The organism is Chitinophaga sp. ARDCPP14 (assembly GCF_051362515.1).
GTDB lineage: Bacteria > Bacteroidota > Bacteroidia > Chitinophagales > Chitinophagaceae > Chitinophaga.
Window position 1 is genome coordinate 43,497 of the sequence record NZ_JBKIXB010000009.1, and the last position, 15,979, is coordinate 59,475.

Annotated in this window: 13 protein-coding genes and 1 tRNA gene; 8 read left to right on the top strand and 6 right to left on the bottom strand. The window is 46.0% G+C overall.

The window, feature by feature from the left end:
- The first annotated feature begins 26 nt into the window (after positions 1–26).
- Positions 27–884 (top strand): tyrosine-type recombinase/integrase, encoded by an 858-nt coding sequence (locus ACLHR0_RS22925; protein ID WP_436489815.1) that lies wholly within the window; start codon positions 27–29, stop codon positions 882–884.
- Positions 881–1,744: a tyrosine-type recombinase/integrase gene (locus ACLHR0_RS22930; protein ID WP_436489817.1), complete on the top strand. Its 864-nt coding sequence runs from the start codon at positions 881–883 to the stop codon at positions 1,742–1,744. The genes ACLHR0_RS22925 and ACLHR0_RS22930 overlap by 4 nt, the downstream gene beginning before the upstream one ends.
- 251 nt (positions 1,745–1,995) lie before the next feature.
- Here the strand turns inward: ACLHR0_RS22930 and ACLHR0_RS22935 are convergent.
- Positions 1,996–2,072 (bottom strand) — tRNA-Arg (locus tag ACLHR0_RS22935).
- A 1,115-nt stretch (positions 2,073–3,187) separates the two neighbouring features.
- Between ACLHR0_RS22935 and ACLHR0_RS22940 the strand changes: the two genes are divergently transcribed.
- Positions 3,188–4,216: an RHS repeat-associated core domain-containing protein gene (locus ACLHR0_RS22940; RefSeq protein WP_436489818.1), complete on the top strand. Its 1,029-nt coding sequence runs from the start codon at positions 3,188–3,190 to the stop codon at positions 4,214–4,216.
- A gap of 1 nt (position 4,217) precedes the next feature.
- Entirely contained in the window at positions 4,218–4,619 is a 402-nt protein-coding gene (locus ACLHR0_RS22945; protein WP_436489820.1) for a hypothetical protein, read from the top strand.
- A gap of 135 nt (positions 4,620–4,754) precedes the next feature.
- Here ACLHR0_RS22945 and ACLHR0_RS22950 read toward each other — a convergent pair whose 3' ends face one another.
- Positions 4,755–5,525 (bottom strand): hypothetical protein, encoded by a 771-nt coding sequence (locus tag ACLHR0_RS22950; RefSeq protein WP_436489821.1) that lies wholly within the window; start codon positions 5,523–5,525, stop codon positions 4,755–4,757.
- 55 nt (positions 5,526–5,580) lie between these two features.
- Positions 5,581–6,420, bottom strand: a complete 840-nt coding sequence (locus ACLHR0_RS22955; RefSeq protein WP_436489823.1) for a DUF2490 domain-containing protein — start codon at positions 6,418–6,420, stop codon at positions 5,581–5,583.
- 312 nt (positions 6,421–6,732) lie between these two features.
- On the opposite strand from ACLHR0_RS22955, the gene ACLHR0_RS22960 reads away from it, so the two are divergent.
- The 3 genes from ACLHR0_RS22960 to ACLHR0_RS22970 all read left to right on the top strand — a co-directional run bounded on the left by ACLHR0_RS22960 (position 6,733) and on the right by ACLHR0_RS22970 (position 10,949).
- Positions 6,733–7,968, top strand: coding sequence for an eCIS core domain-containing protein (locus ACLHR0_RS22960; RefSeq protein ID WP_436489824.1), 1,236 nt, complete (start codon positions 6,733–6,735; stop codon positions 7,966–7,968).
- A gap of 138 nt (positions 7,969–8,106) precedes the next feature.
- A complete protein-coding gene (locus tag ACLHR0_RS22965) occupies positions 8,107–9,828 on the top strand; it encodes a hypothetical protein (protein WP_436489826.1) in 1,722 nt (573 codons plus the stop codon).
- 104 nt (positions 9,829–9,932) lie between these two features.
- The gene (locus tag ACLHR0_RS22970; RefSeq protein ID WP_436489827.1) at positions 9,933–10,949 is read left to right on the top strand and encodes an efflux RND transporter permease subunit; all 1,017 of its coding nucleotides are present in this window, start codon (positions 9,933–9,935) and stop codon (positions 10,947–10,949) included.
- Here ACLHR0_RS22970 and ACLHR0_RS22975 read toward each other — a convergent pair whose 3' ends face one another.
- The 3 genes from ACLHR0_RS22975 to ACLHR0_RS22985 all read right to left on the bottom strand — a co-directional run bounded on the left by ACLHR0_RS22975 (position 10,950) and on the right by ACLHR0_RS22985 (position 13,241).
- Complete coding sequence (locus tag ACLHR0_RS22975) at positions 10,950–11,804, bottom strand: helix-turn-helix domain-containing protein (RefSeq protein ID WP_436489829.1); 855 nt, start codon at positions 11,802–11,804, stop codon at positions 10,950–10,952. It abuts the gene before it with no gap.
- Between the two features lie 30 nt (positions 11,805–11,834).
- Positions 11,835–12,824 (bottom strand): amidohydrolase family protein, encoded by a 990-nt coding sequence (locus tag ACLHR0_RS22980; RefSeq protein ID WP_436489831.1) that lies wholly within the window; start codon positions 12,822–12,824, stop codon positions 11,835–11,837.
- Positions 12,825–12,923: 99 nt separating this feature from the next.
- Positions 12,924–13,241: a hypothetical protein gene (locus ACLHR0_RS22985; RefSeq protein WP_429047478.1), complete on the bottom strand. Its 318-nt coding sequence runs from the start codon at positions 13,239–13,241 to the stop codon at positions 12,924–12,926.
- A 288-nt stretch (positions 13,242–13,529) separates the two neighbouring features.
- Here ACLHR0_RS22985 and ACLHR0_RS22990 point away from each other — a divergent pair, with 288 nt between their 5' ends.
- Entirely contained in the window at positions 13,530–15,914 is a 2,385-nt protein-coding gene (locus tag ACLHR0_RS22990) for an ABC transporter permease (RefSeq protein ID WP_436489834.1), read from the top strand.
- Positions 15,915–15,979: the final 65 nt, after the last annotated feature.

Genomic DNA, 15,979 nt, shown 5'->3' on the forward strand with positions numbered 1-15,979 from the left:
TTTATCACAAAATAACATCATTATTTATGTACCTGATCGTAGATAGTTTTAAAAGCTATCTGTCTGTATTGGGATACAGCAGGAGTACGCAAAGTATGCTGCCTGCGTGTATCCGTGATTTTTTGGAGTACGGGCAGTATAGCAGTATAGGGCGGATCCAGCCAATGGATATTAGTATGTTTTATGAGTGGCTGCATGAACGGCCGTTAAAGCGTGGTGAAGGTGGCGCTTTAAGCGAAATGATGATCAGTCATTACGTGTATGCGCTCAAGGTGTTTTTTAGCTGGCAACTTGAAACCGGAGGTATTACCATTAACCCGGTTAGTGTGCTCAGGTTTAAGAGTCCGGAACGTAGCTACCGGGAGCCCTTAACAGTAGGGGAGATACAAACTTTGTTTGCAGCAGCTGCCACCTGCAGGGAACATGCTCTGCTTCACCTGTTTTATAGTTGCGGGCTAAGACGCAGTGAGGCGGTACGGCTAGGGTTATCAGATGTTCACTTCAGGCCGCGGTTATTGTATGTAAGATCAGGCAAGGGTGAAAGGCGTCGGGTGATCCCCTTAACGGACAGGGTTGCGGTCAGTCTGGAGCAGTATGTATTACAGGAGAGGGGCAAGGCCCGGTGTACCGGTACTGCGTTTATGCTTAATAGTAAGGGTAGGGCCATGAGCGGTAATAGTTATGTAACGCTGCTTAAATCTTTACTGCGTAAAGCTGGTATGGATAAGAATATCAGCCCGCATTATCTGCGGCATAGTATAGCCACTCATCTTTTACAAAGCGGCATGAGCATGGAGTATGTACGTGACTTTTTAGGACATAGATGCCTTGAATCCACACAGATCTATGCCCGGCCCGGCGCACATCAATTACAAGCCTTATGACATTATATGAATATCTTGAAAAGCACTATACGCCTGCTACGGCGGAAAGTTATCACCGGGAAATATCCATCTTTTTAAGTAGTTACCCAGCTGCGCAGGTGGCTGGTTATGCAGAGCTGATCAGCTACTTAAGTGTTTTACGTGAGCGTTATAATAATGCTGCTACGTTAAACCGCATCCTATGCAGTATTAAGGTGTACTATGATTATTTATGTTGTATCGGTAGCCGTAACGATCATCCTGCGCGTTCTATCCTGTTACGTGATCAGCGCAGCCGTGACGTGCAGTTACAGGATCTGTTTACGGGGGAAGAGCTGGAAAGGTTATTAGATCGAAAAGAGCGTTATCAGTCGTTATCTTACCGTAACCGGGTATTAATGGGGTTACTGGTCTATCAGGGATTAAAGCCGCAGGAAATGGCTCAAATAGGCATTACAGACATTAATCTGGAAGTGGGGAGCATCTATATAAAATCTACGCATACTACTAACAGTCGTACGTTATCGTTAAAGCCCAGCCAGATCCTGTTGTTATATACCTGGTTGCAGCAGGTGCGTCCGCAGCTGCTAAAGGGCGTTGCTAGTGATGCGCTGCTGATCGGTCACAGAGGAAGGCCGATGAGTGCGGATGATATAGTCAAGCATGTAATCAGGAGCTATAAACATGTGTATCCTGAACGGTCAGTAACGGCTCAGGCTATACGAGGCAGCGTGATAGCTAATTTACTACAGCAGGGCTATGATATTAGTGTGGTGCAGCAGTTCGCGGGTCATAAATATCCATCGAGTACAGAACGGTATAAACAAAGCCAGGTGGAAACGCTGAAAGCTGCTATAGAACAGTATCATCCTATGAAATGAAGAAAATGTTTTATTATTGTTAGCTGGTTCGAATCCGCTTGGAACCTCTGGGAGTGCCTGAAAGGTGTTGGGAGTTCGAATCTCCTCCTTCGCACCTAAGTTAGAGCTACTGACTCTTAATCAGTAGGTCCTGGGTTCGAGCCCCAGTGGGGTCATATCCTTCCTTTACAAAAATCCTTAATCAGATAAGTGTATAGAGCAACTGCGTTCTAAGCAGTAGGCCATTGGCTTCAATCCAATCCAGAAAAAGGTGGAGATGGCGGGAATCGAACCCGCGTCCAATGCTTTTTATCAAGGGTTCGAATCCCTTCTTCTCCGCAATTAAAATGTTAATCCTTCTAAATCAATACTTTTTAGAGCAAAGGGTCACAAATCCGGAAGTCAAACCGGAAGTATCCGTAAAAAATGCAACTCCACTTTAAACTGTGCCGAGGGTTCGAATCCCTGACTCTCCGCAAGTACTACCTCTTTGTTTATGATCATCAGATTATGGTACTGATGATCGTGTTCCCAGAATAGGAACCGAACCTGCACTCATTAATAATGAGCATCTGACTACGGATCAGAAGGTGATCAAGTCCACCTCAGAGGCAGATCAAGTCCACGTCAAAGGCTAGTGAAAGGCAGGTATAAAGCGTGTTAAAGGCTAGTGCCATTGCTTCGGAATAAGATGTCCCTGCTACTCACCATAAAGCCCTGTTGTGTTAAAAGGTCTCACTACGGGCTAGGTCGGCAAAAAGGCGCGCCAGTCCTGCGCTTGCCCCTTGCGCTGCGCTACAGGGGCTGCGCTCCGTCCTGTCACGCTTTTTGCGCTCCCTTCGCCCTCCGTTCGGCCAGCTCCCGGTATGGCTAAGGAGGTGTTTTAATATTGGTCGCCTTTATGCCCGCCATCCCTTCGCTGTCCATTTTGTCCGCCCCCCGCCGTCCCCCCTGGCCTTGCATTTTTGATTTTGCCGTCCGCTGGCGCTCCCGGCCAGATATAGGTCGAAGGCGCGGCCTGCTGTGGCTCCGTGCATCGCCATGCCCCTCCGCTGCGCTCCGGGGCCCGGCTCGCACTCCCGCCCCAGCGGCCAGGGGGGAATGGCGGTGTGGGGCGGCAGACCGTATGTTGGGGCGATAGGATATAGCCATCAGCGTTATACCGCTGACCGGGCACCGGGAGAATAAGACTGCGCGAACACCAGCGCCAGTACCCCGATCAGCTGTAGTACTATCTTGCTTCCGTCCTGGTAGACAGATGATGTGGTCAGCTGTAGAACATAGGCTGGACATTAGTTCTCTGGTCATCGGCAGCATATAACATCAGCTGTAGTAACACATCATCTATCTACCAGGACGGTTGCCTGCCATTTATCCGCCTGTATTTTTTTCTTTCAAATGGAAAAACAGATGAAAGAAAAAGCTATATATTTATGAGAGTTCTTTGAGTGCGCCAGGTTGCGGATGGTAGGTGAGTCCGTGGGGTCTGGGAGTGGGGAGGTATATCGTTATGGGTTTAACGGGAAGGAGAATGATAATGAAGTGAAGGGAGAGGGGAATCAGCAGGATTATGGGATGAGGGTGTATGATCCGAGGATAGGGAAGTTTTTGAGTGTGGATCCGTTGACTCCACAATATCCATGGTATACACCGTATCAATTTGCGGGGAATAATCCTGTTAAGTTTATTGACATGGATGGGTTAGAGCCAGTTAATGTAAGTGTTAGTGGTAATCAGATTGTATATAACGGAGGATTTATTGTTAATGCAGCTGATATTTATAGAATAACATATCTTAATGTAGTGTTGGGGCTTAAACTACCAAGCAATTTAAATACTTCATCTAATCCATATGATGATAGAGATCCTTATAATAGGGATACTTGGGAGAAGGCATATCAAAACGTTTCTTATTTTTTTAGTCACCATGCCCCTGCGTATTCAAGATCAGAGGCTGCGACAAGAACTATACATACAGCCATTGCTAAAGGTTTGTTGAGTGGTAGCGATTCGGAGGCCGAAAGTGCTATTGCACAAATAGACAAATCCGAAGATTATGCGTATAGGAACTCACTTGCAAAGGATGGATTGTTTTATGGAAGTTTGGTTAATGACCTTAGAACGCTTGCGGTAAAAACGATATTTAAATCGGATGATAAGTATGTTCAGATGGCAATAGATGGAATTGCGAAGGTTGACCCTAATGCTATTTATGCTGTTGAGGTTCTGATTAGAAATCCAAAAACGGGAATGGATATTACGGATTTTGATATAGTAATGAAGAAGTTCATTGTTGAGGTAACTGGAGGCAAGGGAGGAGGTAAGTTGGAACAGGTTGCTACTCAGCGATTGTTAGCTCCCAATAAAGAAATAGTAGTGTTTGGACCCAAAGTGGGAGGAACTGTTGAAAAAAATCTGAAAGAACAAAATGTTAAATTGTTTAGAAAGGTCGAGGATTTGGTGAAATATGTAACATCAGAAAAAAAAGAATAGAATGAAGTTTGCTTTTGTTATAACAGATGATTTATTTGAACTTGATGATTTTATTAAATCAAATACAGGCTCATTTGAACTTAAATTTATAAAGGATAATGAGATAGCCTATTGGAATGAGAAAGAAGAGAGAAGTTTGGTTTCTCTTGAGAAAAAAAATAAACTCTATGATTTAATGGAACCAGAAGCCAAAGCTTATCTGAATCAGCAATTTGATTCGTTCAATATATTTTTGGTCAGGTTTTTTAACTTTGAAGTTGCAAAGTATATCATTTGTAGTGCTCCGATTGAAAGAAAGCTATTGATCGATAATGATTATGGTGGTATCTTGGAACGAAATGTATTTTGTCAGATGGATACATATGCTAAGTTTATTTCAATAACCAAGATACCTTATTCTTAATTTTAATGGAGTTCCCGATAATGATAAAACCCTGCAACTGGCAGGTTTTTATCATTTATCGAAAATTGCTTCGGTTTGTCCATTTTTAGGAGCAAAGCCCGGGTTTATACATGTTCATGTTTAGTTCTGTTAATTTTAACTTCCCATCAAAATAGCAACTATTGCAGGATTCAATGTATGTAAGTATTCGGCTAACGCAGTTTTCCTGTCGGCATCAATTTTCATTAATTCAAATTTAGGAGCCTTGCCCTCAATTCCTGATGTACTCACATATTTGAGGGAATAATCTTCAAGGGACAGGTGAATCTCCATATCAGTGTCTTTTCCACTTAATATAAATTCCTTCTTTACCCATTTACCTTTAGAAAAAAAATCTGAAAAGTATGTTGGTACATTTATTCCTTTATAGATTAAAAGATTGGTCGCGATCTCTCCGTTTTTTTCCAGCTCCAGGTAAATATTGAAGTATCTCAGTAAAGGATGGACAATAACATTCAGTGAAAGTGCTTTGTCTTTTGGATGAACGAAAGTTTTATATTTAATCCTAAAATCAAACGGCCTTTCAACAATTTCGGCTTTAATCGAATTCAGTATTTCAATATTCAGCCGGCTATCCTGTCTAGCCAGATTGATGAGGGCGTCATGTATGATGTTAACCATAGTTTGTTGTATAAAATAATCATCTTTTAACGCAAAATCAGTCTCAAGATCATAACTTATTCTGACATCGATATTCTTTCTATTGCCTTCAAAAACAAAATCCTGGTCCTTTTCGCCGGTATGAATGATGTGTATATGGCTATAAAAGGTAAGTTCATTCTTTTTCAACATACCACCGTATATTAATGAAATCCCTTCTGCATATGAATTAATTACACCTTCGGTGATTGATATCAATCTTAACATCTCATTATATTAGTTGCACAAACTTACGGCTTTATCTGAGGACCTAGCCTTTCCTTCAATCCCCACCCCCGTCAACATTATCAAAAGTTTCCCGCGCTTTTGGTGTGAAGCTGTAACGGAGAGAAAAGATCGGTCCATAATAAATATCAAACTGGGTTCCATTCGTTCTTAACTGCATTTGTGCAATAACCCCTGCGAGCGCGTGGATGTTCTTTGTAATGCCGGCGCTGTAGTAAATAGATTGTCGGAGAATATCAAACTTGTTGGGGGCATAGTCTTTATCCGCAAATTTCAGCATCAGCTCCATATAGTAGGAAATGTTGGGGCTTTTCAGGAAGGCTTGCGGATTGTTCTGCCGGAGAAAGTGATTGACACCTACTCTGGCCCTGATCCTCGGTACCACCCTTGCTATACCCTGCCGGTCGTCAAAAAATTTGGTTTCAAACCGTACCTGCTGAAAGAGGCTTCCTTTGGGCAGTTTCTCAGCAAAGGAGCCCATAACGATTAACCGCCGCTCGAGGGTTTCATAGTTGCCGGCTTCCTTTATTTCATATTTCTTATTGCGCGCGTAGCCCAGCCACAACTTCATATTTTTGAACCCTGAGTAAGATATCCAGGGCCTGACAACAAAACGTTGTGCATAGGCAAATGGATTGCCTGTATCATATGAGCCTTGGGTAACTATCTGCAGGTCTACTTCTCCGTCGAGATGCCATTTTTTTATCAATGGAAAGGAAAAATCGGTTTCCCCTATGGAAGCAGGAATGAAACCGAAGGTATATGGAGGGGGAGACTGCGCAAAAGTACCACTGCTTGCGAAAAAGAATATAACAGGAATGATCAGCTTGCATGCAATCTTAGGCTTCCACCTGCACTCTTTGGTATTTGTATGCATTTCAAATTGCAATGACTCATCCCTCCTTTATTAAAGGAAAAATTTTTACCCGATGATATTGTTATGCTTAGTGAACTGAAGAAGAGAGCGAGAGGCACTGTTAACCAATTAAACGTTTACGAAGCTGGTTTGTTCAATAATCGTTCGGTTAGTTTTTGAAGCCTGGCCGGGGCGACCTGTTTCCTGATCTATGAACAAGAGCTCTTTTACCCGGGAAAAATACCCCCTCAGTCACTGCCTCTTTTTCTCCAAATTTTTAGTAACTTTCCTAAAGATGACCCCAATATCCATTAACATTTAATCTACCCCAGAATGTTCTCCAAAATACCCAATCAATCACCAGGGATTGCACGTCCACAACATACCCCATTTTTTACTACTAAAAATGATCCCCCGCAATCTGCAAAACCCAACTTTTTTCAGCCCCGTCTAAAGGTAGGACAACCAGATACTGTGCAGGAAAAAGAGGCCGACGCCGTAGCGGACGCCGTTACCCAGCCTGCCGGCATGGATCATAAAATAAATGCTGGCCACAACACATCCCTACAACGAAAATGCGAGGCATGCGAACATGAAGAAGAGCTGACCCGCAAAGAGATCGACGGCGCTGAAGTCTCCGCACCATCCGCAGACATGATAAATGAAGTGATTTCCACTGGCGGACAGCCAATGAATAACCTCATCCAGCGGGAAATGTCAGAGAGAATAGGTTACGACTTCAGCAACGTAGTGCTGCATACAGAAGATAAAGCTGCGCAGTCGGCGCAGGCTGTCAACGCCCGGGCCTATACCGTGGGCAATCATGTGGTTTTTAATGAACAGGAATACAACCCTCATTCCCGGGAAGGACAACATCTGTTGGCGCACGAGCTTACGCATGTAGCGCAGCAAAATGCAGCAGCTCCGGCCACGGTACAACGCCAGGTAGCCGGTACGCCGGGTGGGCCGGATCCCTGCTTTAATTTGCTCCAGGAAATCATTGCTTTGCTGGAAGAAGTGGCACACCGTATTATGGATGCCGAAAACGACCGCCATGGCCTCTTTGGCAGGCGCACCCCACATCCCGAGTATGGAAGCTGGGACGGTCACCGCGATCGTTTTAACTATGACCGTGGCCGTCTGCGCACCAAACTGGGTGAATGGGATATTAACGACAGGTGCCGGGGCTACCAGCTCACCAGGGAGCAAGCGCAGGATTTATCTGAAGCAAGGGAATTTGCTGAAAGAGAGTTTCCCACAAGGCCTCTCCCTGCCATGCGGCGGGATGGAGAGCCTGTAACGGCTTCACCAGACCCGGAATTACGGCAACGAGTAGAGCGGTTCCTGATCCATATCGGGATCCCGGCTTTCGCCCTTGGAGGAATGGTTGCATTAGTGGTCGCTGCTTTAGCAGACCCCGAACCTATAACCAAATTAGGACTGATCATCGGCACGGCCGCCGCCGCCGCCCTATTAATATTCCTGGGTGGAGATTCATCTTCCTCCACATCCGGAGGCACTGTTGCCAGCGAAGATCACACAACCGGAGACGACAGCGCCGCTGCATAAACTTAAAGCGGGGGTATCTGAACATGGATACACCCGCTTCTCCTATTGACAAATTATGGAAGGAATGATGTAAATTAGTAATCAGCGACAGGCTTATACCCCGATAGTTTACATTACCCCAAAGTATTCAATCCCTTTATGAAAACGTTTTATGTAGCATCCGTCATTTGCTGCTTAATGGCCTGTAATTACGGCCGCCCGTCCAAAGAGGTAAAAAGCAATGCTAATACCATTGGTTGCGCAGTTCCTGCCACCACCGACAAAGAATGGTATACATCCGGTAAGAAAGCGCCTTTATTTGACGGGTTGCAAGGCATTCATTTCACGATTTCAACATCCGTGAAAGCAGCACAAACTTATTTTAACCAGGGAATGATGCTCTCCTATGGATTTAACCATGCAGAAGCAGCCCGTTCTTTCTTTGAAGCCACCCGGCTGGATTCCACCTGTGCCATGGCCTATTGGGGCTTTGCGTACGTGCTGGGTCCCAATTACAATGCCGGTATGGAATCCGATAATTTTCAGCGCGCCTACGAAGCTGTTGTGAAAGCGCAGGCGCTTTCCCATCAGAACAGTCCAAAAGAGCAGGCGCTCATCGCCGCTTTGGCCAGCAGGTATGTTAAAGATCCACCGGCTGATCGCAGCGCCCTGGACAGTGCCTATGCGGCAGCCATGAAAAAGGTATACACGCAATTCCCCGATGATCCGGATATCGGTGCTTTATATGCAGAAGCGATGATGAACCTGCATCCCTGGGATTTGTATGAGAAAAGAACACAAGCACCCAAAGCATGGACGCCCGGGATAATAGCAGTACTCGAACACCTGATGCAATTGCATCCTACTCATCCTGGCGCGCATCATTTTTATATTCATGCACTGGAAGCCTCTTCGCAGCCGGAGAAAGCTATGCACAGTGCGAAATTGCTGGATAGTCTGGTGCCCGGCGCCGGGCATTTACTACATATGCCTTCGCATATTTACATCCGTACCGGCGATTATCATGAAGGTTCGCTGTCAAATATCCGCGCGGTAACAACCGATAGCGTTTATACGGTGGCGTGTCATGCGCAGGGAGCTTACCCTTTGGCGTACTACCCGCATAACTATCACTTCCTGGCGGCTACGGCTACGCTGGAAGGCCATTCCGCTCTGGCCTGGCAAACCGCTGTGAAATTGCAGCAACATACCTCCGAAGAGATTATGAGCATGCCGGGCTGGGGCACTTTGCAACACTACTATACCATCCCGTTTTATATTGCCGCGAAGTTATCGATGTGGGATACCATACTGGCGCTTCCAGCGCCGGACAAGCACCTGGTGTATCCCCGGGCTATCTGGCACTATGCAAAGGGAATGGCTTATTTAGGCAGGCATGAAGTAATAAAGGCCCGGAAAGAACTGGATAGCCTGCATGTACTTGCCGCTGATACCATCCTGAAAAGCCTGACGATCTGGAATATCAATACTTCGGCCGACCTGGTAGAAATTGCCGGAAAGGTGTTGGCTGCGGGCATCGCAGTGCGGCAACAAGCGTCCGGCACGGCTATTTCATTGTTAAAAGAGGCCGTGGCTATGGAAGACCACCTCAACTACAACGAGCCGCCGGACTGGTTCTTCTCCGTGCGGCATCATTTAGGTGCGGTGCTCCTCAAAGCAGGGCAATACCGGCAGGCGGAGACAGTTTACCGGGAAGACCTGGGAATATGGAGAAAGAATGGATGGGCATTGATCGGTTTATATAACGCGCTGGTTTTACAAAAGAAAAATAAGGAGGCGAAGGAAATATTGGCTGCATTCGAATCCGCCTGGCAATATGCAGATGTGAAAATTAATTCATCGTCCAGTATAACCCAGTAAGACCCCTTCATCCATTAAATAAAACGAACGGAACCCAAATATAATTTATCTTGTGCCAGCCTGATATTTAAAATTATTTTTCCTTGTTGAATAATTTCAGAAAGATGTTTGAGAACCCGTTGAAATGGTTGGTAGCAGCCACAATTATTTATACTGTATTTAGTTGCGGCGGAACAGCAGCAACCAAACACCCCGTAAAGCAATCCCCTCACCAGGCCTTACCATCTATACAGGTAAGGGCGTTTTATCCTGGCGCCGATGCCGGGAAGTTACTGGATTCAGTATCCCCGCCATTAAAAGATGCTTTCTCCCGGTATGCCGGAAACATGGATCATATAACCTATACGGCCAATAACGATGGTTCATTCATTGTTACGGTTTATTTTAAACCAGGTATTGATCTGGACTCAGCAGCACCGGGTATATCCAACGTGGTGGCAGTAGCTTCGCCACAACTGCCGTCACCCGTAGTTCAGTCAGGCGTTACCGTTACCAGGCAAAATGAGTCCATTGTTATGACGGTGGGCATGTATGCGGAGGATACCGGAAGTTACGATCAGGCATTCCTGGTAAATTATGCGGCAACCAATATTGTTCCTGGAATACGGGGAATCCCCGGGGTTAGTAATCTGATTACTTTTAACAAGAGTAAAGATTCGGTGATGCGTATCTGGTTAAATGAAGAACACATGGCCGCTGTTCATCTCACCCTAAAGGAAATATTAGCAACCATTCCGGCAGGGCAACTGGAAGCAGTAACGGAGATGCCTTATAAGAAAAGTAAATCATCTTCTGATTATATTATTAAGTGCAGTAGTAAGCACAACCAACCTGCTGAGTATGGAAATATGGTTATCCGCAAGGATGCTGATACCATCCTGAGATGGAAGGACGTGGCGGCGAAGATTGAATTTGGCCCTTATACTTATGGAAACTTTTCGCGTATCAATGGTAAGCCTGGCGTTAACATCGTGGTAATGCAGTGGGCGGATTCAAATTATAGCGGGATTCAACCAGCGGTAGAAAAGGTGATGGAAACAGCATCAGCACAATTTCCAGTGGGTATAAAACACGTGATATCATATAACCCTAAAGATTCTTTATACATTTCAGCAGAGTAACTAGCCTGGATCTTTGCGTTTTTTACGAAAAGTAAGGGCAGTCATTCCTGTTTCTTTACTGAAAAACCGGGAAAAGTAAGAGTGGTTTTCAAAACCCAGGTCATCGGCTATTTGTTTTACATTCAGGTCGCTGAAATATAGCAGTCGCTTTGCCTCTATAATAATCCTGTATTTTATCCAGAACGAAACCGGGGAACCGGTTATTTTCTTCAGGCACTCATTGAGATACGGCTCTGAAATATGGAGCATGTCGGCGTAATCCGAAGGACTTTTGTGTTGTCTTATATGTTCGCCAAGCAATTTTTTAAATTTGAGCGACAGGTAGGCTGGCCTTGAACTGCCGGTACCGGCATCCCCGGAGACACGTACAGTGTCTGCTGCCATTTCAAAAAAGGAGCGAAGTAACGAATGAAGTACCGTTAAACTGCCAGGAGATTGATCCGTCATTTTGCTATACAAGATGCTAAGGAGCTGGTTGTAGTGATGTGCATCGTTGCTTGATAAAGTAACAGGTTCCTGGAAGCCCGACCAGCTATCGAAAGCATGGCGGCAGGCGGGATCTATCAACGAAGGATCTGCAGCGATGAACCACCCGTTTGCTTTGTTGGCTTTAATCCGGTAGTGAATCTGTTCCGGCAGAATATAATAGAGTTGATTTGCACGCACGGTTTTTTCTTCAAAGTCTACCACGGCTGTACCGGCGCCTTTCAGCATGATGAAAAAGATATAGTGATCATCCCGGTGCGCGCCCGGTTGTGCGGGCGGTTTATCATCTGTTCCCTTGTGAGTGAATGGCTTCAGCAGGTAACCGCGACTGGTGCTGTCCTGTAATTTATGTACCGGAATATTCTTCATGAGTTTAAAAGTAAGTATTTTAACGCAGGTTCATGAAGCCTGTAACCGGAGTAATTTATCTGCATTTCCATGGGCAATTTTTGCTACCTGCTCTGCGGGAAGCTGGATGTTATTTAAGAACTCGATGCCCATCTGGTTCGTGCTGAAAGGATAGTCCACTGATAGCATAATGTTGTCGATACCAATCGTATCGAGTGCAATCTGAAGGGGTGGTTGTGTAAAGAAGCCACTTGTGGTGATAAAGAGTTGCTGCCGGAATGTATCGATCAATGTGCGTTGATTGCGCCCGCCATTGCCGGGGTGAAAAGACCGGTTAGATCTCGCCCACATCATGGGTAACATTTCGCCCATGTGACCGATAATTATTTTTAGTTCCGGGTAAACATCAAAAATACCTGCCACCAGCAGGCGTAGCACGTGAATAGCGGTTTCCGAATGCCATCCCCATCCCCAGCAGGCAATAGCATCAAAAGGCCCGGTATCGTGTCCTATGTTGCTGTAATAGGCATCTATCACCGGTTTGGGCGGCAGGCCCGGGTGAATGTAGATAGGCACACCCAGCTTTTCAGCTTTTGCAAGCACCGGCGCAAATTTAGGAGCGTCCAGGAATTCTCCGTTTGTAAGTCCCCTGATCATGGCGCCACGAAAGCCATAAGATTTTACGGTGCGCTCAAGTTCGTCGGCCGCCGCTGCGGGTGCGGTCATTGGGAGATGTGCAAATGCGGTGAACCTGCCGGGATAGTTGTTGATTTTCTCCGCCAGCAGATCATTGTATTTTGAAGCAAACGCCGGAGCGCTGGTGGTGTCCAGCAGGTTTACATCGGTGTTTTCAACGGATAATACCTGCATGGATATCCCGGATTCGTTCATGGAATCCAACCGTTCACCGGTAATGTCGGCCAGCTTTGGCATCATTTGCATTGCCACGGCTGATGGCCGTGTATTGCTCAGGGTACCGGCGGGAAGAAGATGGGTCATCTCCGGGAAGGATACATGTTCTTCTAAGGTTACTATTCTCATTTTGATGTATTTGAACAATGCAAAGGAAAGATAGTAACCCTGGAAAATCAATGTTCATCCAGTGGTGATGATAGCACAATTCGCGGTAAAATTTTGCGGTCAGTCATTTTTATCCGTACTGTATTCGTTATTTTCTTCATCTTCTGCGCCGTTCCGCTCCTGGTCATCGTCGAGCTCTGCGCCGGGTACATCCAGGTCTCCGGCTTCATTCAGTGGGTCCCCGTCGTCATCTGCATTATCTACCACGGCTCCGCGCATACGTAATTCCTCCGAATAAGTTGGATCTGTGGTAGATGCTTCTTCCAATAGTTCTTTCTCTTCTTCGCTTACATCTGCATCCGCATCTGCCGTTGTATCTTCCTCCGGCAAATCGTCTTCATTGAGCAGGTCTTCGTTTAAGTCATCTTTATTAATCATAACCGTTGTTTTATGGGTGAATGATAATCTGTTCCAACAAAAGGCAGACCGGATAGCAGCAGGTGGGCAATGCAGGCGGAGAGAAGATTCCGGGCGGGTAAAGTTGATGGAAATAGTAGGGAGATTTGGACAAATTGTAGACCAGCCTGATCGTTGCGGTGTCCATTTTCAGACACCGGTGTTCATATCCGGACAGATACATGAAAATAAAATATTCGTAGAATGGCTACCAGTAAGCATTTCAGGTGTGGCAGTATTATTGTTTTTTCAATGGCAAACCAGTTAGCTATGTTAAGAAATCATGCTAAAATTGCCTGGAGAAATCTGTTGAAAAATAAAACTTTTTCGCTCATCAATATTGTGGGACTATCTACTGGTATGGCGGTAGCCATGCTGATAGGTTTATGGATATACGATGAGCTTACTTTCAGTAAAAATCATGCGAATTACGACCGTATTGTATCTGTGATGCAGCATCAAACCTTTAACGGCGTGGTGGGTACGCAAACGGCTAATCCTTACCTGCTGGGAGAGGAGATCCGGGATAAATACGGCAGCGATTTTAAATACGTGGTCATGGCATCGTGGCCCAACAAACACCTGCTGGCTTACAACAACAATGTGGTTTCCCAAACCGGGAATTATTTTGAACCGGATTTCCCGGAAATGTTGACGCTGAAAATGCTGAAGGGAACCCGCGGCGGCTTGAAAGATCCTGCGTCCATCCTGCTGTCGGCTTCCACTGCGAAGGCGTTGTTCGGGAATGCAGATCCGGTAGATAAACTGGTGAAACTGGATAACCAGACGCCGGTGAAGGTAACGGGGGTGTATGAAGATCTGCCCTATAATTCGGCTTTCCGGGACCTGGCTTTTATGGCGCCGTGGGAATTGTACCTGAGCAGTCAGCCCTGGATCAGGGAGATGGAAAACCCGTGGCGATCCAATTTTACGCAGACCTATGCGCAGCTGGCGGATCATGCCGACCTTGAAAAAGTATCCGCTAAAATAAAAGATGTAAAACTGCACAAAGTGCGCGCAGCAGACGCCGCTTTTAAACCCGAAGTTTTTCTTCATCCCATGAGCAAATGGCATTTGTACGCCGACTGGGATAACGGGAAGAATATAGGTGGCAGGATCCAGTTTGTATGGCTTTTCGGGATCATCGGTGTATTTGTGCTGTTGCTGGCCTGCATCAATTTTATGAACCTGAGCACTGCCCGTTCAGAGAAGCGGGCGAAAGAAGTGGGCATCCGCAAGGCGGTTGGTTCCTTCCGGGGTCAGCTGATCACGCAGTTTTTCAGTGAATCGCTTTTGCTGGCGGCTATCGGTTTTGTGGGCGCGTTGGTGCTGGTGCAGGTCGGACTGCCGGTATTTAACGAGGTAGCCGATAAGAAAGTAAGCATTCCGGTTGGCAGCCCGGTATTCTGGCTGGTTTGTTTCGGTATCACCTTATTCACGGGTTTAATAGCGGGCAGTTACCCGGCGTTATATCTTTCTTCTTTTGAGCCGGTAAAAGTACTGAAAGGTACTTTCCGGGCCGGACGTTATGCCGCTATTCCGCGGAAAGCACTTGTGGTGATGCAGTTTACGGTATCGGTGATCCTGATTATCGGAACGATTGTGGTGTTCAGGCAGATTCATTTCGCTAAGAACCGGCCTACGGCCTACACCCGTGAAGGATTGCTCCTTATCCCGGTGTCTACCGGCGCATTGAAAGACCATTTCGAGGTGATCAGGAATGAGTTGACATCATCAGGCGCCGTTACGGAGATGGCTTATTCTTCCGCGCCTACAACAGACGTGGATGCAATAAACAATGGTTATACCTGGAAAGGGATGGCGCCAGGTGCACAGGGCAATTTTGGCGCAGTAACGGTTACACATGATTTCGGGAAAACGATCAACTGGCAGATCATATCAGGACGTGATTTTTCGAGGGATTTTGCTTCGGATAGCACGGCGATGATCCTGAATGAATCGGCTGTTAAGTTTATGGGGCTGAAAAACCCGGTAGGAGAAATTGTAAAAAAAGATGGCCAGCCTTTTACCGTGATCGGTGTGATAAAGGATATGGTGATGCAGTCGCCATACGAGCCGGTTTTCCGGACTGTTTTCACACTGGACTACAATGCTGCCAATGTGATCAATGCGAGGATAAACCCGGCTAAACAAACCGCTGATGCGCTGGCCCGGATTGAGGGCGTCTTTAAAAAATACAACCCTGGTATTCCTTTCGTTTACAGGTTTGTGGATGATGAGTATGCCGCTAAATTTGATGCGGAACAACGCATTGGTAAACTGTCGAGTTTTTTCGCGGTGCTGGCGGTATTCATCAGTTGCCTGGGGCTTTTTGGCATGGCGTCTTTCATGGCGGAGCAACGGGTAAAGGAAATAGGGGTGCGGAAAGTTATGGGCGCTTCCGTTTTCAACTTATGGCGTTTGATGACAAAGGATTTTATTATGCTGGTTGTTATTGCTTTGGTGATAGCGGTGCCGGTGGCCTGTTATTTTATGAACAACTGGCTGCAGCGTTATGAATACCGTACGGAAATATCGTGGTGGATCATTGTGGCTTCTTCTGCAGGAGCGTTGTTAATCGCCTTGCTGACGGTGAGCTACCAGTCGATAAAGGCGGCATTGATGAACCCTGTTAAATCGCTGAGATCGGAATAGCTAAGCGCTATTTATCTTTCTATAAAAAAAGGAGAAAATGAAGTGGATTCATTTTCTCCTTTTTA

Coding starts and splice junctions, on each gene's coding strand:
- ACLHR0_RS22925 (WP_436489815.1), top strand. CDS start 27: ATGTACCTGATCGTAGATAGTTTTAAAAGCTATCTGTCTGTATTGGGA.
- ACLHR0_RS22930 (WP_436489817.1), top strand. CDS start 881: ATGACATTATATGAATATCTTGAAAAGCACTATACGCCTGCTACGGCG.
- ACLHR0_RS22940 (WP_436489818.1), top strand. CDS start 3,188: ATGGTAGGTGAGTCCGTGGGGTCTGGGAGTGGGGAGGTATATCGTTAT.
- ACLHR0_RS22945 (WP_436489820.1), top strand. CDS start 4,218: ATGAAGTTTGCTTTTGTTATAACAGATGATTTATTTGAACTTGATGAT.
- ACLHR0_RS22950 (WP_436489821.1), bottom strand. CDS start 5,525: ATGTTAAGATTGATATCAATCACCGAAGGTGTAATTAATTCATATGCA.
- ACLHR0_RS22955 (WP_436489823.1), bottom strand. CDS start 6,420: ATGCATACAAATACCAAAGAGTGCAGGTGGAAGCCTAAGATTGCATGC.
- ACLHR0_RS22960 (WP_436489824.1), top strand. CDS start 6,733: ATGTTCTCCAAAATACCCAATCAATCACCAGGGATTGCACGTCCACAA.
- ACLHR0_RS22965 (WP_436489826.1), top strand. CDS start 8,107: ATGAAAACGTTTTATGTAGCATCCGTCATTTGCTGCTTAATGGCCTGT.
- ACLHR0_RS22970 (WP_436489827.1), top strand. CDS start 9,933: ATGTTTGAGAACCCGTTGAAATGGTTGGTAGCAGCCACAATTATTTAT.
- ACLHR0_RS22975 (WP_436489829.1), bottom strand. CDS start 11,804: ATGAAGAATATTCCGGTACATAAATTACAGGACAGCACCAGTCGCGGT.
- ACLHR0_RS22980 (WP_436489831.1), bottom strand. CDS start 12,824: ATGAGAATAGTAACCTTAGAAGAACATGTATCCTTCCCGGAGATGACC.
- ACLHR0_RS22985 (WP_429047478.1), bottom strand. CDS start 13,241: ATGATTAATAAAGATGACTTAAACGAAGACCTGCTCAATGAAGACGAT.
- ACLHR0_RS22990 (WP_436489834.1), top strand. CDS start 13,530: ATGTTAAGAAATCATGCTAAAATTGCCTGGAGAAATCTGTTGAAAAAT.